We start from the raw sequence: 20,758 nt of genomic DNA, 5'->3' as shown, positions 1-20,758 counted from the left end.
CCCGGTGGTGGGTCGGTGGGGCGCGGCGCCGGCCGGGGTCACCCGGCCGGCGGGCTCACTGGCCGTTGCGGCTGTCGTACTTCTCGTAGGCGTCGACGATACGGCCGACCAGCTTGTGCCGGACCACGTCCTTACTGGTGAGCAGGGAGAAGTGCACGTCGTCGACGCCGTCCAGGATCTCCCGGACCTGGCGCAGACCGCTCTTCGTGCCGCCCGGGAGGTCGACCTGGGTGACATCGCCGGTGATGACGATCTTCGATTCGAAGCCGAGGCGGGTGAGGAACATCTTCATCTGCTCGGGGTTCGTGTTCTGCGCCTCGTCGAGGATGATGAACGCGTCGTTGAGCGTGTTGTGCGTGAGCAGATAGTCCTGGGTGACGTACAGCGAGTCCTCCGCCGCCACCTGAATGCACACCGCCTCCTCGCGACCGGCCGGCTCGATGCTGTCGATGAAGCGCATCGGACGTCCGCCGCCGCCTGCTGCGTGGTACTTCTCCCGCTTTCGAGCCAGGCGGAAAGGTTCAAGCCCTTCGGGAAGCCAGATGTCGACGATGTGGGCGTCGCGGCGGTGTTCGACCGAGCGGCCCCTCGCCCGGCCGGGAGCCCGGCCGGCCGCCACCCTGCGTCGGGTGTAGGCGACACCGCCGAGGGACTGGACCAGCGAGATGACATCGTCGCGGAGCAGGATCGACGTGGTCGAGTACTGGACTCGGCAGGTGCGGGAATCTTGCGCCACCGGGCCGCCATCGGCGTCGAGGAGCCCCTGGAGCAACGCGAGCCGGACCTCGGCGGAGTTGTGCAGGTATGCGCCGGGCACGCACTTGGTGTGCGAGCGACTGCCCAGCAGATCCAGTTCGCGCAGGACACGCGTCACCGGGTTCTCGATGGTGGCGACGTCACCCTGCTCCTTGATCCGGTTCAGGACGTGGTCGGGACCTCCCTTCCAGCGCGCATGGACACCTGGCAGCGCGGTCGTCAGCGCTTGGACGAGCTCAGGGTCTTCGCTGGAGAACGACGGGGTGGTGGAGCCCGTCAGACACCCGTCGCCGAGCAGCAGTCCCAACGCGTACGGGTCCATCGGAACCTCGCGCTCCGGGAAGCAGACCGGGGCAGTGAGGAGCGGCAGCTCATAGCGGCGGGCGTGCGCGGCGCGGAGGTTGCCGATCATCTCCTTCGTCTCCAGGACCCGCCACGGCTTGTTGCGGCGCTTGTCCGAAGCCGTCCGTACGGTCCACAGGTGTTCACCGCAGCACAGGGTCCAGGAGCCGTCCTGGGCGGTGACGCGGTAGATGTCCTTCTCGCCCTGCGGGTAGACGCCGAGAACTGGGGTCGGCTCGCCGTTGGAGCCGATCACCAGGTCGCCGACCTGGAGGTCGCCGATGGGCCGCCAGCCATCCGGCGTCAGCACATTCGTAAAGGTCGGCTGCGCCCGGCCGCGCATGTATGCCAGCGGGGCGACCTCGATCGTGCCGGCGGCCATCAGGCGCGGGATGGAGTCGGGGTCGAGCATGTCGTGCAGCGCGTCGTAGAGCGGGCGCAGATACGGGTCGATCTTCTCGTAGAGGGTGCCCGGCAGGAAGCCGAGCCGCTCGCCGGCCTCGACCGCGGGGCGGGTCAGGATGATCCGGTTGACCTGCTTGGCCTGGAGCGCCTGCACGGCCTTGGCCATGGCGAGGTAGGTCTTGCCGGTGCCGGCCGGGCCGATGCCGAAGACGACGGTGTGCGCGTCGATGGCGTCGACATACCGCTTCTGGTTCAGGGTCTTGGGGCGGATCGTGCGGCCCCGGTTGGAGAGGATGTTCTGGGTGAGCACCTCGGCGGGCGTCTCGCTGTCGGCGCCCTCGCCGTCCTCGGCCGCCCGCAGCATGGCGATGGAGCGCTCCACCGCGTCCTCCGTCATGGGCTGGCCGGTGCGGAGCACCAGCATCATCTCGTCGAAGAGGCGCTGGACGAGGGCGACCTCCCGGGCGTCACCGACCGCGCTGACCTCGTTGCCCCGGACGTGGATGTCGGTCGCCGGGAAGGCTTCTTCGATCACGCGCAGAAGAGAGTCTCCGGAGCCCAGGACCGTGACCATGGGGTGCTTGGCCGGGACGGTGAACTGGGCGTGCGCCTGCGGTTGTGTGGGTGTCTGAGTCATAAGGCGGCCCGGTGGCCTGCTCAACCCCCATCCTTTGCTCGTAAGAGGTGCCTGCCGGCACCGGCTCCTTGGGATACAAGAGTACGACGGGGCACCGACAGCCCCGAGGGCTTTTCCCGCCGGACGGAGCAGCGGGGCCCGCCGCGGGGGCGGTGCCGGGGGCGCCCGGGGCCCGCCGCGGCGGCGGGTCAGGCCGGGCGGCGGAAGCCCAGGGTCGGCAGGGCGCGGGCCAGCGGGGCGGGCCGGTAGGCCGCGGGCAGCACCTCGTCCAGGAAGGCGTACTGGCGGCACAGCACGCCCGGGGTGCCCGCGGCGCTCGCCCCGTACCCCCGCACCTGCTGCCACCAGGCGGCGATCTCGGCCCAGCCCGGCGCGGACAGCGAGCCGCCGAACTCCTGCACCGACAGCGCGGCGCTCAGCCCCGCGAAGGCGAGCCGGTCGGTGAGCGGCCAGTCGGCGAGCGTGCCGGTGACGAAGCCGGCGACGAAGACGTCCCCGGCGCCGGTCGGGTCCAGCGCCTCCACGGCGATGGCGGGGACCTCGGCGGTCTCGCCGGTCCGCCCGTCCACCGCGTAGGCGCCCTCCGCGCCCAGGGTGACCACCGCGAGCGGGACCAGGTCGGCGAGCTTGCGGGCGGCGGCGCGCGGGCAGTCCGTGCGGGTGTAGCGCATCGCCTCCTCGGCGTTGGGCAGGAACGCCTCGCAGTGTTCGAGGTCGGCGAGGTCGGCGGGGTCCCAGCGGCCGCTGTCGTCCCAGCCCACGTCAGCGAAGATGCGGCTGCCGCGGCCCGCCGCGCAGCCCAGCCAGGGCTCCCGGCGGCCCGGCACCAGCGAGGCGACGCAGGCCCGGGTCGGCGGCGGGCAGCCCGGGGCGTGCTTGCCGTCGAAGGCGAAGTCGGGCGGCGGTGCCTCGTGGCCGTGCGAGACCATCGTGCGCTCGCCCTCGTACGCCATGGAGACGGTCACCGGGGAGTGCCAGCCGGGGACCGTGCGGGACAGCGCCAGGTCGATGCCCTCGCCCTGTTCGAGCGCCTCCCAGCAGTACTCGCCGTAGTGGTCGTCGCCGAACGCCGCGGCGAGGGAGGTGCGCAGTCCGAGCCGGGCCAGCGCGGTGGCCATGTTGGCGACGCCCCCGGGGCTGGAGCCCATGCCGCGCGCCCAGGACTCGGTGCCGCGGACGGGGGCGGAATCCAGGCCGGTGAAGATGATGTCCAGGAAGACCGTGCCGGTGAGGTAGACATCGGTGTGCGGGTCGCCGTCGGCGCGCACACCGGCCAGCGGATCGAGGCTCGGTGGCACCGCGGCCGGTTCCGCGGGCGGAAGGTCATCGCGTCGGCTGCTCACCGTGCTCTCCCCTCTCGTATCTGCACGTGCCGCCAGTGTGCCTGATGCTGCGGTACGTTCCGCCCCATGAGGCTGACGATTCTCGGCGGGGGCGGCTTCCGGGTGCCGCTGGTCTACCGCGCACTGCTGGACGACCCGGCACCCGCCGTCTCCGAGGTGGTGCTGCACGACACCGACCCGCACCGGGTGGGGGTGATCGCCCAGGTGCTGGCGCGGCTGGCGCAAGGGCATCCGGCGCCGGTTCCGGTACGGGTCGCGGAGAGTCTGGACGAGGCACTGGCCGGCGCCGGCTTCGTCTTCTCGGCGATCCGGGTGGGCGGCACGGCGGGGCGGATACGGGACGAGCGGATCCCGCTGTCCGAGGGGGTGCTCGGCCAGGAGACGGTGGGCGCGGGCGGTGTCCTCTACGGGCTGCGGACGGTCCCGGTGGCGCTGCACATCGCCGAGCGGGTGGCGGCGCTCGCCCCGGGGGCGTGGGTCATCAACTTCACCAACCCCGCGGGCACGGTCACCGAGGCGATGTCCCAGGTGCTGGGCGACCGCGTCATCGGGATCTGCGATTCGCCGGTGGGACTGGTGCGCCGGGCGGCGCGGGCGGCCGGCGCGGACCCGTCGGCCCTCGCGGACCCGGCGCGGACCGGCTACGACTACGTGGGCCTCAACCACCTAGGCTGGCTGCGGTCGTTGACGCTGGACGGCGCCGAGCTGCTGCCGGGGCTGCTGGCCGACGACGCCGCGCTGGCGTCCTTCGAGGAGGGCCGGCTGTTCGGCGGGGGGTGGCTGCGGACCCTGGGCTCGCTGCCCAACGAGTATCTGCACTACTACTACTTCCGCCGCGAGACCCTCGACTCCGTACGGGACACCCAGGAGACCCGGGGCGAGTTCCTCGACCAGCAGCAGGGCGGGTTCTTCACCCGGGCCGCGGCGGCCGGCGGCCCCGACGAGGCCTACCGGCTGTGGGAGCGGACCCGGCTGGAGCGCGAGGAGACGTACATGGCGCACAGCCGGGAGGCGTCCGGTGGCTGGCAGCGCGACAGCCACGACCTGGAGGGCGGCGGCTACGACCGGGTGGCGCTGGCGCTGATGCACGCCATCCTCGGCGACAGCGGCACCCGGCTGATCCTCAACGTCCGCAACGGGACGACGGTGCCGCAGCTGGCACCGGACGCGATCGTGGAGACGGTGTGCGAGGTGACCGCGAAGGGCCCCCGGCCACTGCCCGCCGCGCCGCTGCGCGAGGACCAACTGGGGCTGATGCTCCAGCTCAAGGCGGTGGAGCGGGCGACCGTGGAGGCGGCCACCTTCAAGGACCGCGGCGCCGCGCTGCGGGCGCTGGCGCTGCATCCGCTGGTCGACTCCCCCGCGGTGGCCGCCCGCATCCTCCAGCGGGCGGCCGCGGAGGGGTGAGCAGGGCGGCGGGGTGAGCAGGGGGCGGAGTGCGCAAGGGGGCCGGGCGTCGGGACATCGGGCGGCGGGCGCGGGAGAGGATCGTCAATTTCATCTTGACGATCCCCGACCGTCAACTTATTCTTGACGCATGAGTCCACTCGACATCAGCCTCGCCGACCTGATCGCCCGGCTCGACGAGGATCTCCCCGGCGCCGGCGAACTCGCCCGCGTCACCGAAGCGCGGCTGCGCGCCCAGACCCTGTCCGACCTCGGTGACCAGCTCATCGACCACTACGTCAGCCAGGCCAAGCGGAGCGGCGCGTCCTGGACCGAGATCGGCGACGCCATCGGGGTGTCCAAGCAGGCCGCCCAGCAGCGCCACGCCCCCGGCCCCTTCGAGCGGTACACCCAACGAAACCGGCACAGCATCGTGCTGGCGCAGGAGGCCGCCCGCACGCACAAGCACGACTCCATCGGCACCGAACACCTGCTGCTCGGCCTGCTCGGCGAACCGCGCGGGGTGGCATACGGGGTGCTCGCGAAGACCGCGTCGGAGCGGCGCATACGCGACGCGATCGAGGAGGCGCTGCCGCCGGCCGGGGAGAAGGCCCTGCGGGGCCACATCGCCTTCCGGCCGGAGAGCAAGGAGGCCATCGAGCAGGCACGCCGCGCGTCCGCCGACCTCGGCCACGACTGGGTCGGCACCGAACACACCCTGCTGGGCCTGCTCCGCACCGAGGAGAGCCCGGCCGCGCGGATCCTGCGCGACCTCGGCTTCACGCCGGACGAGCTGCGCGAGACGATCCGGACCGAGATCGCCGAACGGGCCGCCGCGGGCGACGAGCGGTAGCGGAGCGCCCGTCGCCACGGCGGACCGGGGCGGCACGGGTGCGAGGCAGCCACACATGGCTGCCTCGCACCGAAACCGCTGGTCAGTGCCCCCGCTTGAGCCACTCCTCCAGGTGCGGGGCCTCGTCGCCGATCGTCGTCGGGTCGCCGTGCCCGGTGCGCACCTGCGTCCCCGGGGGCAGGGTCAGCAGCCGGTCGCGGATCGAGGCGACGATGGTCGGGAAGTCGGAGAAGGACCGGCCGGTGGCGCCGGGGCCGCCCTGGAAGAGGGTGTCTCCGGTGAAGACGGTGCCCAGCTCGGGCGCGTGGAGGCAGACCGCGCCGGGCGCGTGCCCCGGGGTGTGCAGCACGGTCAGGTCCGTCCCGGCGATGGTCAGCACCTGCCCGTCCGCCAGCTCCGCGTCCGGTGCGGTGTCCGGGTGGGCCATCTTCCACAACGGCAGATCGGCGGGGTGCAGATGGATCCGGGCGCCGGTGCGGGAGGCCAGGGCCGGGGCGGCGTCGATGTGGTCGTTGTGCCCGTGGGTGCAGATGATCGCGCGCAGCGTCCGCCCGCCGAGGGCCCGGAAGATGGCGTCGGCGTCGTGCGCCGCGTCGATGACGATCGCCTCCTCGTCGTCGCCGACGATCCAGACGTTGTTGTCGACGTCCCAGGTGCCGCCGTCGAGCGAGAAAGTGCCGGAGGTGACCAGGTGGTCGATGCGGGCCGCCATCAGAGCGCCACCACCGAACGCAGCACGTCGCCCGCCTGCATCCGCGTGAAGGCCTGCTCGACGTCCTCGATGCCGATCGTCTCGCTGACGAAGGCGCCGAGGTCGATCCGGCCCTGCTGGTGGAGGTCGATCAGCATCGGGAAGTCCCGGGAGGGCAGGCAGTCGCCGTACCAGGACGACTTGAGGGCGCCGCCACGGCCGAAGACGTCCAGCAGCGGGAGCTCCAGGGTCATGTCCGGGGTGGGGACGCCGACCAGGACGACGGTTCCGGCCAGGTCGCGGGCGTAGAAGGCCTGCCGGTAGGTCTCGGGGCGGCCCACCGCGTCGATGACGACGTCCGCGCCGAAGCCGCCGGTCAGTCCGCGGACCGCCTCGACGGGGTCGTGGGTGCGGGAGTTGACGGTGTGGGTGGCGCCCATGGAGCGCGCCGTCTCCAGCTTGCGGTCGTCGATGTCCACCGCGATGATCCGGGCCGCGCCGGCCAGCCGCGCGCCCACCACGGCCGCGTCGCCGACGCCGCCGCAGCCGATGACCGCGACCGAGTCGCCGCGCCCGACGTTTCCGGTGTTGATGGCCGCGCCGATGCCCGCCATCACCCCGCAGCCCAGCAGCCCCGCCACGGCGGGCGCGGCCTCGGGGTCGACCTTGGTGCACTGCCCCGCGGCGACCAGGGTCTTGTCGGCGAACGCGCCGATGCCCAGCGCCGGGCTCAGCTCCGTGCCGTCCTTGAGGGTCATCTTCTGCCGGGCGTTGTGGGTGTCGAAGCAGTACTGGGGGCGGCCGCGCTTGCAGGCCCGGCACTGGCCGCACACCGCCCGCCAGTTGAGGACGACGAAGTCGCCGGGCGCCACGTCGGTGACCCCGTCGCCGACCGACTCCACCACGCCGGACGCCTCGTGCCCGAGCAGGAACGGGAAGTCGTCGTTGATGCCGCCCTGCTTGTAGTGCAGATCGGTGTGGCACACCCCGCACGCCTGGATCTTCACCACGGCCTCGCCGGGGCCCGGGTCCGGGACCAGGATCGTCTCCAGCCGGACCGGCTCGTTCTTCCCCGGCGCGATCACACCGCGCACTTCCTGTGCCATCGGGACAGCCCCTTTCAAAGATCACGTACGGGACCACTGTGGCGCACCGCCACCGATCCGTGCCTCACCGTACGCGCGGCGGGCCCTCGCGCACAGGACCTCGGCCGGGTCCGTGATCAGCCGCCGACCGGGCCCTTCGCCGGCGGCGCCGCCCCCTCCGTACGCCGCGTCGCGATCCCGCCGCCCCCGGGACACCCCGCCGCCCTCAACTCCCGTTGCACTCCCAGCCTTTACCAACCGTTGAATCTTCGCGCGTAGATACCGATGTGAGGCTCTGTTAGACCTACTGGGGCCCGACCCATGGGTCCGCTCATGACAACTCTGAGGAGCCGCGCATGCCCCGCCCCACCCGTTTCCGCACCGCCCTGACCCGCAGGGCCCGCCTCGGTGCCGCGACGGTCGCCGCCCTGGTCGCCGGCACCGCCGCGTTCGGCATCGGCCAGGCCTCCGCCGAGCACTCCGTGCCGCGCACCGACAAGGAGATCCCCAACCTCACGCAGGTGCAGGACAAGATCAAGGCGTACTACGGCGACACGGTGACGGCGGACGGGCAGCACTACGCCTCCCCGCACAGCAACTACGCACGGCAGGTCCACGGCATCGAGGCCAAGGCCCGCACGTACCTCGCCAAGGCCCTCGACCGCCACGGGCGCACCGGCGGCAAGGCGAAGCCGGCCATCGTGCTCGACATCGACGACACGACCCTGCTCACCTACAACTACGAGCTGCAGGTCGGCTTCCACTTCACCCCGGAGAGCCAGGACAAGTACCTCGCGAGCACCGACATGGCCCCGGTCTTCGGGATGGACCGGCTGGTCAACTGGGCGCACGACAAGGGCGCCGAGGTCTTCTTCCTCACCGGCCGCAAGGAGGCGCAGCGCGACTGGAGCGTGCGCAACCTGAAGAACGTCGGCTACGGGGTGGCGCTGGACCGCCGGCACGTCTATCTGAAGGACACCGAGCACCCGCCGGCCTATCTGCCGTGCGGCGCCACCTGCACGACCGTCGAGTACAAGTCGGGCACCCGCAAGCACATCGAGTCCCTCGGCTACCGCATCGTGGCCAACTTCGGCGACCAGTACAGCGATCTGAACGGCGGCGCCGGGGAGCGCACCTTCAAGCTGCCGAACCCGATGTACTTCCTGCCGTGACCGGGCCTCCGGCCCGCCCGGGCGGGGCGGGCCGGAGCACCCATGGAGTCAGCGCGGTCAGCGGCGCTTGGGCAGCGGTACCCGCAAGAGGTCCTTGGCGATGGTCAGTTCGCCGGTGAAGCCCGCCGCCCGGGCCTGCCGCTCGAACTCCGCGGGGTCGGAGTAGCGCTGCGAGAAATGCGTCAGCACCAGATGCCGCACCCCGGCCCGCGCCGCCACCCCCGCGGCCTGCCCGGCGGTCAGATGGCCGTGCTCCACCGCCAGCTCGGTGTCCTCGTCGAGGAACGTCGACTCGATGACCAGCATGTCGGCCCCCTCGGCGAGCACATCGACGCCCTCGCACAGCCGGGTGTCCATGACGAAGGCGAACCGCTGCCCGCGCCGCCGCTCGCTCACTTCGTCGAGGGTGACGCCGTTCAGCTCTCCGCGCCGCAGCAGCAGCCCGACGTCCGGGCCGGCGATCCCGTGGGCCGCCAGCCGCTCCGGCAGCATCCGGCGGACGTCCGGCTCCACGAGGCGGTAGCCGTAGGACTCGACCGGATGCGAGAGGCGGTGCGCCTCCAGGACGTAGGACGGCGTGCGGTCCAGCTCGCCGTCGGCGCTCACCGGCCGCTGCTCCAGCCGGACCGTCTCCCGGTAGGCGGTGGCGTACCGCAGCCGGTCGAAGAAGCGCTCTCCGCTGGCCGGGTAGTGGGCGGTGACCGGATGCGGCACCCGGTCGAGGTTGATCCGCTGGATCACCCCGGCCAGGCCCAGTGAGTGGTCGCCGTGGAAGTGCGTGACACAGATCCGGTTCAGGTTATGGGCGGCGACCCCGGCGCGCAGCATCTGCCGCTGGGTGCCCTCCCCGGGGTCGAAGAGCAGCCCCTGACCGTCCCACCGCAGCAGATAGCCGTTGTGGTTGCGGTGCCGGGTGGGGACCTGGCTGGCGGTCCCCAGGACGACCAGTTCGCGTACGGACAAGTCGGCCCCGTCAGACCAGGCGCTGGAGGTCGCGGCCGCCCAGCAGGTGCGCGTGGGCGTGGAAGACGGTCTGGCCGGCGCCGGGGCCGGTGTTGAAGACGATGCGGTAGCCGGTCTCGTCGACCTTCTCCGCGGCGGCCACCAGGCCCGCCTGGTGCAGCACGTCGCCGGCGATGGCCGGTTCCGCGGCGGACAGCTCCAGGGCGTTCGCGTAGTGCACCTTGGGGATCACCAGGATGTGCGTCGGGGCCTGGGGGTTGATGTCGCGGAACGCGACGGTGGTCTCGGTCTCCGAGACGATGGTCGCCGGCACCTCCCCCGCCACGATCTTGCAGAACAGGCAATCGGCCTGCGGTTCTCCCGCCACCGGTGGCTCCTCCCAGCTCGTCCCCGTACACGCGGTGCGTACGGGCCTCGGATGCTACCGGGCGGCGCCCATGCGGCGCGGCAAGGGCCGGGGCCGAGGGGAGCGGGGGCGGTCCGCGCGGCACCGGAGGGCGGCGTTCCGGGCCCTCCGCGGCGCCCGGCGCGCGGCTCACTAAGCTGGGCCGGGACATCGCTTTCGCCCACAACCGGGAGTTTTGCACCATGGCAACCACGCGCACCGCCAAGACCCACTGGGAAGGCAACCTCCTGGAGGGCAAGGGCACCGTCGCCCTGGAGTCCTCCAAGGTCGGTACGTACGACGTGAACTGGCCCGCCCGCGCGGAGCAGCCGGGCGGCGTCACCAGCCCCGAGGAGCTGATCGCGGCGGCCCACTCCTCCTGCTACTCCATGGCCTTCTCGCACGGCCTGGCGGGCAAGGGCTACACCGTCGCGGCCCTCGACACCCAGGCCGACGTCACCTTCCAGCCCGGCGAGGGCATCACCGCCATCGCCCTGACCGTCAAGGCCAGCGTCCCCGGCCTGTCGGAGGAGGAGTTCCAGGCCGCGGCGCAGGACGCCAAGGCCAACTGCCCGGTGAGCCAGGCGCTGGCGGGCGTCAAGAACATCACGCTCTCGGCCGAGCTGGTCTGACCGGGTGCCGGCCGGTCCGGCACCCTTGAGGTGAACGGCGGTGCGCCGGCGGACTCATGAGGTCCGCCGGCGCACCGCTGCGCGTTCACGCCACCGGGGCCCGACGGGCCGCGATCAGCTCCAGCGCCCCGTGCGCCCCAGCAGCAGCGCCGTCGCCGCCGTGCCCGCTGTGGACGTCCGCAGCACGGTCGTGCCCAGGCGGTAGGGCCGGGCGCCGGCCTCGGCAAAGGCGGCCAGCTCCTCCGGGGAGACCCCGCCCTCCGGCCCGACGACGAGCACGATCGAGCCCCGGTCGGGGAGTTCGGCGGTGGCCAGCGGGGCGCTGCCCTCCTCGTGGAGCACGGCCGCGAAGTCCGCGTCGGCGAGCAGGGCGGCCACCTGCTTGGTGGTCAGCGGGTCGGCGACCCGGGGAAAGGTCAGCCGGCGCGACTGCTTGCCCGCCTCCCGGGCCGTGGCGCGCCACTTGCCCAGCGCCTTGGCGGCCCGCTCGCCCTTCCACTGGGTGACGCAACGGGCCGCCGGCCAGGGCACGATGGCGTCCACGCCGGTCTCGGTCATCGTCTCGACGGCCAGCTCGCCGCGGTCGCCCTTGGGGAGCGCCTGGACGACGGTGATCGTGGGCTGCGGCGCCTCCTCGGCGCGCAGCGCGGTGACCGCGACGGTGAGCCGGTCCTTGCCCTCGACGGCGGCGACCGTGCCGTGCGCGCCGGTGCCCCGGCCGTCGGTCAGGACGACCTCCTCGCCGGTCCGCAGCCGGCGCACCGACACCGCGTGCCGGCCCTCGGGGCCGTCCAGGAGCAGCGTGCCGCCGGCCCGGACGTCGGCGAGCGAGCCGACGAGGAAGACGGGCGCGGTCATGCGGCGCCACCGCCGAGGGCCAACGCCGCGCGCGCCGCGTCCAGTTCGGCGACCAGGGTCTCCACGAGGCGCCCGGCGGGCAGCTCCCGGGCCAGCCGGTGGCCCTGCCCCGCCCACAGGTTCATCCCCTGGGCGTCGCCCGCCTTGGCGGCGGCCTTGCGGACGGTGGAGGTCAGGTAGTGGACGGCCGGGTAGGCGGCCGGTGCGTACGGGCCGTGCTCGCGCATGAAGCGGTTCACCAGCCCGCGGGCCGGGCGCCCGGAGAACGCCCGGGTCAACTCGGTATGGGTGAACAGGGGGTTGGTCAGCGCCTGCTTGTGCAGCGGGTTGGCGCCCGACTCGGGGGTGGCGAGGAAGGCGGTGCCCAGCTGCGCCATGCTCGCCCCGGCGGCCAGCACCGCGGCGATCTGCGCGCCGCGCATCAGCCCGCCCGCGGCGATCACCGGGATCTGCACGGCCTCGCGGACCTGGCCGAGCAGCGACAGCAGGCCCAGCCCCGCGCCGGTCCCGTCCGCGTGCGGGTCGTCCCGGTGGGTGCCCTGGTGCCCGCCGGCCTCCACGCCCTGCACACACACCGCGTCGGCGCCGGACCACTGGGCGGCCTGCGCCTCGGCGGCGGTGGTGACCGTGACGACGGTGTACGTGCCGACCTGCGCGAAGGAGTCGAGGACGGTGCGCGAGGGGCAGCCGAAGGTGAAGGACACCACCGGCACCGGGTCCTCCCGCAGGATCGCCAGCTTGGCCTCGTAGCCGTCGTCGCTGGGGCCCTCGGTGTCGCCGAGTTCGGTCTCGTACCAGGCGGCCTCGCCCGCGAGTTGCTCGCGGTAGACCTCGACGACGGAGCCGTCGGCCAGCGACGGCTGCGGCATGAAGAGGTTGACGCCGAAGGGCCGGTCGGTCAGCGACCGCAGCTGTTTGATCTCCTGGTACATCCCGTCGGCGGTCTTGTAACCGGCGGCGAGGAAGCCGAGGCCGCCGGCGCCGCAGACGGCGGCGGCCAGTTCGGGCCCGGATCCGCCGCCCGCCATGGGGGCCTGCACGATCGGGTGGCGGCAGAGATCGGTGAGCGCGGTGGGCATGACCTCATCGTGTCACGCCCACCGCCTCGCCCCGCATCGGGGCCACGCTGTGGCGGCTGCCGGCGAACGGCCCGTCGGACCCCGGCTCACCTGGGCTATCGCCCGTTGAAGGCGTCCTTCAGACGCGAGAACAGCCCCTGCTGCCCGGGCTGAAACTGCCCCGTGGGGCGCTCCTCACCACGCAGCTTGGCGAGCCGCCGCAGCAGCTCCTCCTGCTCGGGGTCGAGCTTGGACGGCGTCTGCACCTCGACGTGGACGATGAGGTCGCCCCGGCCGCCGCCGCGCAGATGGGTCACCCCGCGCTGGTGCAGCGGGATGGACTGGCCGGACTGGGTGCCGGGCCGGACGTCGATCTCCTCGACCCCGTCCAGCGTCTCCAGCGGGCATTTGGTGCCCAGCGACGCCGCCGTCATCGGGATGGTGACCGTGCAGTGCAGATCGTCGCCGCGCCGCTGGAAGACCGCGTGCGGCAGCTCGTGGATCTCCACGTAGAGGTCGCCGGCGGGGCCGCCGCCGGGGCCGACCTCGCCCTCCCCCGCGAGCTGGATGCGGGTGCCGTTGTCGACACCGGCGGGGATCTTGACGGTCAGGGTGCGGCGGGAGCGGATCCGCCCGTCGCCGGCGCACTCGGGGCACGGCGTCGGCACGACGGTCCCGAAGCCCTGGCACTGCGGGCACGGCCGGGAGGTCATGACCTGGCCCAGGAAGGACCGGGTGACCTGCGAGACCTCACCGCGGCCGCGGCACATGTCACAGGTCTGCGCGGAGGTGCCCGGCGCTGCGCCCTCGCCGGTGCACGTCGTGCAGACGATGGCGGTGTCGACCTGGATGTCCTTGGTCGTGCCGAAGGCGGCCTCGTTCAGCTCGACATCGAGGCGGATCATGGCGTCCTGGCCCCGGCGGGTGCGCGAGCGCGGGCCGCGCTGCGACGCGGTGCCGAAGAACGCGTCCATGATGTCGGAGAAGTTGCCGAAGCCCGCGCCGAAGCCGCCCGCGCCCTGGCCGCCGCCGGCCTGCGAGAGCGGGTCGCCGCCGAGGTCGTAGACCTGCTTCTTCTGCGGATCCGACAGGACCTCGTAAGCGGCGTTGATCTCCTTGAACCGCTCCTGGGTCTTCGGGTCCGGATTCACATCCGGGTGCAGCTCGCGCGCCAGCCGACGGAAGGCCTTCTTGATCTGGTCCTGCGAGGCGTCGCGGCCGACGCCGAGGACCGAGTAATAATCCGTGGCCACTTACGACTCCGCGAGGATTTGTCCGACGTAACGTGCCACTGCGCGTACCGCTCCCATCGTTCCGGGGTAGTCCATGCGGGTCGGTCCGACCACGCCGAGTTTGGCGACTGCCTCGTCGCCCGAACCGTAGCCGACCGTGACGACCGATGTGGACGCCAGGCCTTCGTGGGCATTCTCATGCCCGATACGTACGGTCATGCCCGAGTCCTTGGCCTCCCCGAGCAGCTTGAGCATCACCACATGCTCCTCAAGGGCCTCCAGCACCGGCCGGATGGTCAGTGGAAAATCGTGCCCGAAGCGCGTGAGATTGGCGGTACCGCCGATCATCAGCCGCTCTTCGGTCTCTTCCACCAAAGTCTCCAGCAACACCGACAGCACTGTCGAGACCGTGCCGCGGTCGTCCTGCTCGAAGGACTCCGGGAGATCCTGCACCAACGGCGGCACATCCGCGAACCTGCGGCCCACGACCCGGCTGTTGAGCCGCGCCCGCAGATCCGCCAGGGACGTCTCACCGAACGGCGCCTGGCAGTCGATGAGCCGCTGCTCGACCCGCCCGGTGTCCGTGATCAGTACGAGCATCAGGCGGGCCGGGGCCAGCGCCAGCAGCTCGACGTGCCGGACCGTGGAGCGGGTCAGGGAGGGGTACTGCACGACGGCGACCTGCCGGGTCAGCTGGGCCAGCAGCCGGACCGTGCGGCCGACGACGTCGTCGAGGTCGACGGCACCGTCCAGGAAATTCTGGATCGCCCGCCGCTCCGGGCTGGACAGCGGCTTGACGCCGGCCAGCTTGTCGACGAACAGGCGATAGCCCTTGTCGGTCGGGATCCGCCCGGCACTCGTGTGCGGCTGGGCGATGAACCCCTCGTCCTCCAGGGCCGCCATGTCGTTGCGGATCGTCGCCGGGGAGACCCCGAGCTGATGGCGCTCCGTGAGTGCCTTGGAGCCGACCGGCTCCTCCGTCCCGACATAGTCCTGGACGATGGCGCGCAGCACTTCGAGCCTGCGTTCACTGAGCATTCCGCGCACCTCCAGTCCGGCCGTCCCGGCGTCTCGATCCTCCTGGCACTCACACGGGCAGAGTGCCAGACCCGGAGCCAGTGTACGGCCGGGTAGCACGGCCACGGCAAGGGCGGCCGCGCGGAGCATCCGCCCGATGACCGTGTTCGGCCGATCTGCCGGGCAACGCTATCGCGAGGGCGCTAGCGTCTCGGTATGCACACCGCATGGGAAGAGGCAGGCTGGGAACGGCTCGGCGACGGCGTCGCCAGGCGCCGGATGCCGGGGTGGGACGAGACGATCGGGGTGATCGCGGGGACCACCGGAGTCATGATCGTCGATACCGGCGCGACCCTGCGCGACGGCGCACAGCTGCGCCGGACGATCCGCGGGGTACTGGGCCGGAACGTGACGCATGTCGCGCTCACCCACCCGCACTTCGATCATGTGCTGGGCACCGCCGCCTTCGCCGGCGTCGAGGTGTTCGGCGCGGCCGGCCTCGGTGATCTGCTGCGCCGCGGCAAGGACGAGCTGCGGCGGGACGCGGTACGGCAGGGCGTCGACCCGGACGCCGCCGCGGAGGCCGCCGATCTGCTGGTCGCCCCGCACCACCACGTCCACGGCCAGCTGACCGTCGAGCTGGGCGAGCGCCAGGTGCTGCTCGCCAACGTCGGCCCCGGGCACACCGCCCACGATCTCGCGGTGCTGGTCCCGGGCCGTCAGGGCTCCCCCGAGATCGTCTTCTGCGGCGACCTGGTCGAGGAGTCCGGCGAGCCGCAGGCGGGCCCGGACGCGCTGCCGCAGCAGTGGCCCGGCGCGCTGGACCGGCTGCTGGCCCTCGGCGGCGAGGACGCGGTCTACGTCCCCGGCCACGGCGCCGTGGTGGACGCCGCCTTCGTGCACGCCCAGCGCGACGCCCTGGCGGCCCGCTTCGGCGTCGCCCCCGCCCCCTGACTCCGTCCCGACCGCCCGTCCCCGCTTCGCGCCCCTCTCCCGAACAGAACAGGCCCATGCAGAGCAAGCGATACAGCCCCGATCTGACCCCGTCCTGGAAGAAGCAGCGCCCCGCCCCCGAGGTACCGGCCGACCCGGATCTGGTCGTCGAGGAGGTCATCACGGGCTTCTGCGGCGCGGTGATCCGCTGCGAGAAGACGGCCGAGGGCCCGACGGTCACCCTGGAGGACCGCTTCGGCAAGCACCGTGTCTTTCCGATGACCCCGCGCGGCTTCCTCCTGGAGGGCAAGGTCGTCACCCTCGTACGCCCCCAGGGCCGCCCGGCGCCGAGCACCCCGGCCCGTACGGCCTCCGGCTCGCTCGCCGTCCCCGGCGCCCGCGCCCGGGTCGCCCGCGCCGGGCGCATCTACGTGGAGGGCCGGCACGACGCCGAACTCGTCGAGCGGGTCTGGGGCGACGATCTGCGCATCGAGGGCGTCGTCGTGGAGTACCTGGAGGGCATCGACGACCTCCCGGCGATCGTCCGCGCCTTCTCCCCCGGGCCGGACGCCCGTCTCGGCGTCCTCGTCGACCACCTCGTGCCCGGCTCGAAGGAGTCCCGGATCGCGGCCGGGGTGACCGGCGCCGACGCCCTGGTCGTGGGCCACCCGTACATCGACGTGTGGGAGGCGGTGAAGCCGTCGTCCGTGGGGATCCCGGCCTGGCCCACCGTGCCGCGCGGGCAGGACTGGAAGACGGGCGTGTGCCGCGCACTGGGCTGGCTGGAGAACACCGGCGCGGCCTGGCAGCGCATCCTGTCGTGCGTGCGCTCCTACAAGGACCTGGAGCCGGCGCTGCTGGGACGGGTCGAGGAACTGATCGACTTCGTCACGGGTGGCGGTGGGGCCTGACGTCCTTGAGAGTGCCGAATGCGCTGGTGTCCAGGTCGATGCCGAGCAGTGTCAGGGGCACGGGGTCGCCGAACTTCGTGAGGCGCTGCACGCGGTAGTCAGCCTCCTCACCGGTGCCACTTCTCACGCGGAATCTGGTCGAAGACCGCCTCGACGATCGGGTTGTGGACCAGATCCGGTCCCGCCATCAGCACAATTTCCCCCCGGAGGAGCTCCACCTTGACGCCCTCGGGAACCTCAAGGTTCTCGAAGAGCTCCGTCATCCGGCGTTCATCCACAGTGGTCATCTCCGTGGCCTCCGTTTCCTGTTCGCCGTGTCTACGGCACAGGCCAGGAACAGCCTGGGCGGCCCCGCAGGCCCGCCACATCGGTTCACTCGTCCGAGGAATCAGTCCACCAGATCCCGCACCACCGCGTCAGCCAGCAGCCGTCCCCGGAGTGTCAGGACGGCCCGGCCGGCCTCGTACGGGGCCCGCTCCAGGAGTCCGTCGGCCAAGGCGCGGGCCGCCGCCCGTGCGCCCGCCGGGGCGAGCAGGTCCAGCGGGCAGCCGTCCGCGAGCCGCAGCTCCAGGAGGATGCGTTCGACGCGGCGGTCCTCGGCGGCCAGCACCTCGCGGCCGGCGCCCGGGGAGCGGCCCTCGGTCAGGGCCTGGGCGTAGCCGCCCGGGTGCTTGGCGTTCCACCAGCGGACGCCGCCGACGTGGCTGTGCGCGCCGGGGCCCGCGCCCCACCAGTCGGCGCCGGTCCAGTACAGCTCGTTGTGGCGGCAGCGGGCGGCCTCGGTGGTGGCCCAGTTGGAGACCTCGTACCAGCGGAACCCGGCGGCGGTCAGGGCCTCTTCCGCGAGGAGGTAGCGGTCGGCGTGCACGTCGTCGTCGGTCATCGGGACCTCGCCGCGGCGGATCCGGCGGGCCAGCTGGGTGCCCTCCTCGACGATCAGGGCGTAGGCGGAGACGTGGTCGGGGCCGGCGCCGAGCGCGGCGTCGAGGGACGCGCGCCAGTCGTCGTCGGTCTCGCCCGGGGTGCCGTAGATCAGGTCGAGGTTGACGTGCTCGAACCCGGCGGCGCGGGCCTCGGCGACGCAGGCCTCCGGGCGTCCGGGGGTGTGCGTGCGGTCGAGGATCTTCAGGACGTGCTGCCGGGCGCTCTGCATGCCGAAGGAGACCCGGTTGAAGCCGCCCGCGCGCAGTTCGGCGAGGTAGCGGGGGTCGACGGACTCCGGGTTGGCCTCGGTGGTGATCTCCGCGCCGGGCGCCAGGCCGAACTCCTCGCGGATCGCCGCCAGCATCCGGGAGAGATCGGCGGCGGGCAGCAGGGTCGGGGTGCCGCCGCCGACGAAGACCGTCTCGACCGGGCGGGGGTCGTCGCCGAGCACCTTGCGGGCCAGCCGGATCTCCGCCACGACGGTGTCGGCGTAGTTGTCGCGGGAGGCCAGGGCGCCGCCGGAGCCGCGCAGCTCGCTCGCGGTGTAGGTGTTGAAGTCGCAGTAGCCGCAGCGGGTGGCGCAGTACGGCACGTGCAGGTAGAAGCCGAGGGGCCGGCCGGCCGCCCCCGCCAGCGCATGACCGGGCAGCGCCCCGTCCTCGGGCATGGGCTCACCATCAGGCAGTGCGGAAGGCATGGCATCCATTGTCCGTCATGCCGCGGCCGGCCCCGCGCCCGCGGTTACGACGGGCTCCCCGCCGCCTGGAGGACCAGCAGGGCCAGGTCGTCGTCCGGCGGGGTGGGGCCGAAGGCGTGGACGGTGGTGCGGATGTGCTCGGCGAGGGCGGTGGCGTCCAGGCCCGCGCCGGCCTGGAGGGTGAGGGCCAGGCCGTCCTCGTCGTCGAACAGCCGGCGGCCCGAGCGCCGCTCGGTCACCCCGTCGGTGACGCACAGCAGGGTCTCGCCGGGGCGCAGGTCGAAGGACTCGCTGACGTACGAGGCGTCCTCGACCACCCCCAGCAGCATCTGCGGCGCCGCGACGCAGCGGACCGCGCCGTCGGTGCCCAGCACCAGCGGCAGCGGATGGCCGGCGCTGGCGAGGGTGCAGCGGGCACCACGGGAGCCGCGGGAGTCGCCGGGGTAGGGAACGATCTCCCCGTAGAGCAGTGACAGGAAGCGGGCCTGCTCGCCCTCCTCGCGGATCTCGACGGGCGCCTCGGCCCCGGCACCGGCCGCCGCCACCGCGGCCGCGACCGCCGCGACCGAGTCCGCGGCCTCGCGCGCCATGGTCTTGTTGAGCCGGTCGAGCACTGCCGCGACCCCGAAGCCGTCGCGGGCCAGCAGCCGCAGCACCGGCCGGGCCAGCCCGGTCACCGCGGCCGCCTCGGGGCCGCTGCCGCAGACGTCGCCGAGGGCGAAGCACCAGCGGCCGTCCCCGGCGTCGAACAGGTCCCAGAAGTCGCCGCCCGCCCAGGCGCCCTCGCGCGGCTCGTAGACCACGGCCGACTCCACACCGGGCACCCGGGCCCGGCCGCGGGGCAGCAGCCGGCGCTGCAGGACCTGGCTGATGCGCTCCTGGCGGCTGTAGGCGCGGGCGGTGGCGACGGCGCGGGCGACCCGGCGGGCGAGGTCCTCGATCAGTGCGACCACGGCACCGGGGAAGCCCAGCAGCCCGCCGCGGCCCAGCAGCAGGGTGCCCAGCCGGCGGCCGCCGGCGACCAGGGGGCAGGCCAGCGCGGCGCCGCCGGGTCCGTCGTGCCCGTCGTCGGGGCCGCCCGGTCCCTGCGGCCACGGCCAGGCGGCCGGGACGGGTGCGCTGCCGGACGGGCCGCTGCCCGGAAGGTCCGGCGGCTGCTTCTCCAGCGCGGTGCGCAGCGGGTCGATACGGCTCTCGCAGGTGTGCCAGACGCCGGCGAGGCGCTGCTCCTCGCCGGCCGCTGCGATGCCCCGGCCGGGCGCCCCGCCGTCGCCGTCGTAGAGCCACACGGCGCACCACTCGGCGAGCCGCGGCACGATCAACTGGGCGGCGAGCGCGGCGACCTGGTCCGCGTCGAGCTGGCCGGAGAGCAGGTCGGAGGCCTCGGCGAGGAAGGACAGGGCGCCGTTGTCGGCCCCGCCCGCCTCGCGCTCGGGCCGGACGGCCCGGCGCGGCGCCGGGGCCAGGAGCTCGGCCGCCCGCAGCTCGTGCTGGAGCAGCCGGTCGTCGAAGGTGCCCTCGGGCTCCAGTCGCCCGGCGTCGTCCGGGGCTCCCATGGGCAGCCGGAACCAGACGGTCTTCATGGCCCGGCGGTAGGTGATGCCCCAGGATTCGGCGACGGCGCTGATCAACTGGAGGCCGTGGCCACTGGTTTCCGAGGCGCTGGTGTCGTCGCGGGCGCGGATCGGCTGCGTGGGGTGGTGATCGGAGACCTCGATGAGGACGCCGGGCCCGGAGGCGCTGTCGGGGCCCGCGCCCGGGATGCCCTCCGCGTACGGCGTCGCGTACGGCTCGCCGTTGCGGCCGCCGTACGGCTCCGTGCCCGGCCGCGGGGCGCCCTGCGGCTCCAGCCGGCAGCGCAGCTCGACGGCGGTGCCGGCATGCACCACCGCGTTCGTCACCAGCTCGCTGACCAGCAGCTCCGCCTCGTCCGCGAGCCGGCCGGTCAGCCGGTGGGCGCCCGGGACCTCCTGGCCCGCCCATTCGGCGAACGCGGACCGCACCAGCCGCCGGGCGGCGGCAGCGGCCCGCGGATCACCGGGCAGGCTGGCCCGCAGGGAACGGGCCGCGGGGGCGCCGGACATCATCGTGCGCGCCGCCGTGACGTCGTCGTCCCGTGGAGACGAAGTGGTCGTCCTCATTGAGCAACTCCCGAGCAGCTCCGCTACAGCGCCGGATGCGCTAACAACAGAGTGACAGAACGAGCGCAGTCATAAGCACTGAGTCACACAACTGGGTGGTCCGAGGGGTCAATTCGGCTGACGCGCCGAGGGAGTTGGCCGACGCGCGCGGCGGCGCCCGAAAGGCCGGTCCGGAGGGGCCACCGCACCCTTGGTTCCGGCCGCGCCACGCCTTCGGATACGGCCCTGCCACACCCTTGGTTCCGGTCCCGTCGCACCCTCGGTCACGGCCCCGTGCCCGCCTCCGCCCGGGAGTGCGGGCCGGAGACGGCGACCGTCCCCGGGGGTACGGGCGGAG

Annotated in this window: 18 protein-coding genes and 1 pseudogene; 6 read left to right on the top strand and 13 right to left on the bottom strand. The window is 73.1% G+C overall.

Translation table 11 applies throughout. From position 1 onward, the window contains the following. Window positions 1-55: 55 nt before the first annotated feature. Together IEY78_RS10695 and IEY78_RS10690 are read right to left on the bottom strand one after the other, a co-directional pair. Window positions 56-2,140, bottom strand: coding sequence for a PhoH family protein (locus IEY78_RS10695; RefSeq protein ID WP_189097420.1), 2,085 nt, complete (start codon window positions 2,138-2,140; stop codon window positions 56-58). A gap of 188 nt (window positions 2,141-2,328) precedes the next feature. Further along, window positions 2,329-3,483, bottom strand: coding sequence for a carbohydrate kinase family protein (locus tag IEY78_RS10690; RefSeq protein ID WP_189097419.1), 1,155 nt, complete (start codon window positions 3,481-3,483; stop codon window positions 2,329-2,331). 66 nt (window positions 3,484-3,549) lie between these two features. Between IEY78_RS10690 and IEY78_RS10685 the strand changes: the two genes are divergently transcribed. Further along, a complete protein-coding gene (locus tag IEY78_RS10685) occupies window positions 3,550-4,890 on the top strand; it encodes a family 4 glycosyl hydrolase (RefSeq protein WP_189097418.1) in 1,341 nt (446 codons plus the stop codon). 130 nt (window positions 4,891-5,020) lie between these two features. Next, window positions 5,021-5,722, top strand: coding sequence for a Clp protease N-terminal domain-containing protein (locus tag IEY78_RS10680; protein WP_189097417.1), 702 nt, complete (start codon window positions 5,021-5,023; stop codon window positions 5,720-5,722). A gap of 82 nt (window positions 5,723-5,804) precedes the next feature. Here IEY78_RS10680 and IEY78_RS10675 read toward each other — a convergent pair whose 3' ends face one another. Continuing rightward, window positions 5,805-6,434, bottom strand: a complete 630-nt coding sequence (locus IEY78_RS10675) for an MBL fold metallo-hydrolase (RefSeq protein WP_189097416.1) — start codon at window positions 6,432-6,434, stop codon at window positions 5,805-5,807. After that, entirely contained in the window at window positions 6,434-7,519 is a 1,086-nt protein-coding gene (locus IEY78_RS10670) for an S-(hydroxymethyl)mycothiol dehydrogenase (protein WP_189097415.1), read from the bottom strand. The genes IEY78_RS10675 and IEY78_RS10670 overlap by 1 nt, the downstream gene beginning before the upstream one ends. Window positions 7,520-7,854: 335 nt before the next feature. Between IEY78_RS10670 and IEY78_RS10665 the strand changes: the two genes are divergently transcribed. Beyond that, window positions 7,855-8,670, top strand: a complete 816-nt coding sequence (locus tag IEY78_RS10665; protein ID WP_189097414.1) for an HAD family acid phosphatase — start codon at window positions 7,855-7,857, stop codon at window positions 8,668-8,670. Window positions 8,671-8,727: 57 nt separating this feature from the next. Here the strand turns inward: IEY78_RS10665 and IEY78_RS10660 are convergent, their stop codons facing one another. Beyond that, a complete protein-coding gene (locus IEY78_RS10660) occupies window positions 8,728-9,633 on the bottom strand; it encodes a ribonuclease Z (RefSeq protein WP_189097413.1) in 906 nt (301 codons plus the stop codon). Window positions 9,634-9,643: 10 nt separating this feature from the next. Next, window positions 9,644-10,000, bottom strand: coding sequence for a histidine triad nucleotide-binding protein (locus IEY78_RS10655; protein WP_189097412.1), 357 nt, complete (start codon window positions 9,998-10,000; stop codon window positions 9,644-9,646). 221 nt (window positions 10,001-10,221) lie between these two features. Between IEY78_RS10655 and IEY78_RS10650 the strand changes: the two genes are divergently transcribed. Next, window positions 10,222-10,650, top strand: coding sequence for an OsmC family protein (locus IEY78_RS10650; protein ID WP_189097411.1), 429 nt, complete (start codon window positions 10,222-10,224; stop codon window positions 10,648-10,650). Window positions 10,651-10,764: 114 nt separating this feature from the next. Here IEY78_RS10650 and IEY78_RS10645 read toward each other — a convergent pair whose 3' ends face one another. The 4 genes from IEY78_RS10645 to hrcA form a co-directional block, all read right to left on the bottom strand. Next, a complete protein-coding gene (locus IEY78_RS10645; protein ID WP_189097410.1) occupies window positions 10,765-11,508 on the bottom strand; it encodes a 16S rRNA (uracil(1498)-N(3))-methyltransferase in 744 nt (247 codons plus the stop codon). Next, a complete protein-coding gene (locus IEY78_RS10640; protein WP_189097409.1) occupies window positions 11,505-12,587 on the bottom strand; it encodes a nitronate monooxygenase in 1,083 nt (360 codons plus the stop codon). Before IEY78_RS10640 ends, IEY78_RS10645 begins: the two co-directional genes overlap by 4 nt. Before the next feature lie 95 nt (window positions 12,588-12,682). Then, window positions 12,683-13,819 carry a molecular chaperone DnaJ gene (gene dnaJ, locus IEY78_RS10635; protein WP_189097408.1) on the bottom strand — a complete coding sequence of 379 codons (1,137 nt, stop codon included), beginning with the start codon at window positions 13,817-13,819 and terminating at the stop codon, window positions 12,683-12,685. Continuing rightward, complete coding sequence (gene hrcA, locus IEY78_RS10630) at window positions 13,820-14,836, bottom strand: heat-inducible transcriptional repressor HrcA (protein WP_189097407.1); 1,017 nt, start codon at window positions 14,834-14,836, stop codon at window positions 13,820-13,822. A 195-nt stretch (window positions 14,837-15,031) separates the two neighbouring features. Here hrcA and IEY78_RS10625 point away from each other — a divergent pair, with 195 nt between their 5' ends. Beyond that, window positions 15,032-15,769 (top strand): MBL fold metallo-hydrolase, encoded by a 738-nt coding sequence (locus IEY78_RS10625; protein WP_189097406.1) that lies wholly within the window; start codon window positions 15,032-15,034, stop codon window positions 15,767-15,769. 56 nt (window positions 15,770-15,825) lie between these two features. Then, the gene (locus IEY78_RS10620) at window positions 15,826-16,659 is read left to right on the top strand and encodes a DUF3097 domain-containing protein (protein ID WP_189097405.1); all 834 of its coding nucleotides are present in this window, start codon (window positions 15,826-15,828) and stop codon (window positions 16,657-16,659) included. Here IEY78_RS10620 and IEY78_RS10615 read toward each other — a convergent pair. The 3 genes and pseudogenes from IEY78_RS10615 to IEY78_RS10605 form a co-directional block, all read right to left on the bottom strand. Further along, window positions 16,637-16,946: pseudogene (locus IEY78_RS10615) on the bottom strand (hypothetical protein). The gene IEY78_RS10620 and the pseudogene IEY78_RS10615 overlap by 23 nt on opposite strands. Before the next feature lie 101 nt (window positions 16,947-17,047). Further along, window positions 17,048-18,280 (bottom strand): radical SAM family heme chaperone HemW, encoded by a 1,233-nt coding sequence (gene hemW / locus IEY78_RS10610; RefSeq protein WP_189097404.1) that lies wholly within the window; start codon window positions 18,278-18,280, stop codon window positions 17,048-17,050. 44 nt (window positions 18,281-18,324) lie between these two features. Continuing rightward, the gene (locus IEY78_RS10605; protein ID WP_189097403.1) at window positions 18,325-20,421 is read right to left on the bottom strand and encodes a SpoIIE family protein phosphatase; all 2,097 of its coding nucleotides are present in this window, start codon (window positions 20,419-20,421) and stop codon (window positions 18,325-18,327) included. Window positions 20,422-20,758 lie beyond the last annotated feature (337 nt).

Source organism: Streptomyces kronopolitis (assembly GCF_014646275.1).
In the GTDB taxonomy this organism is placed as follows: domain Bacteria; phylum Actinomycetota; class Actinomycetes; order Streptomycetales; family Streptomycetaceae; genus Streptomyces; species Streptomyces kronopolitis.
The sequence above is the reverse complement of the archived record's forward strand: the minus strand, read 5'-3'. Positions and strand labels throughout refer to the sequence as shown.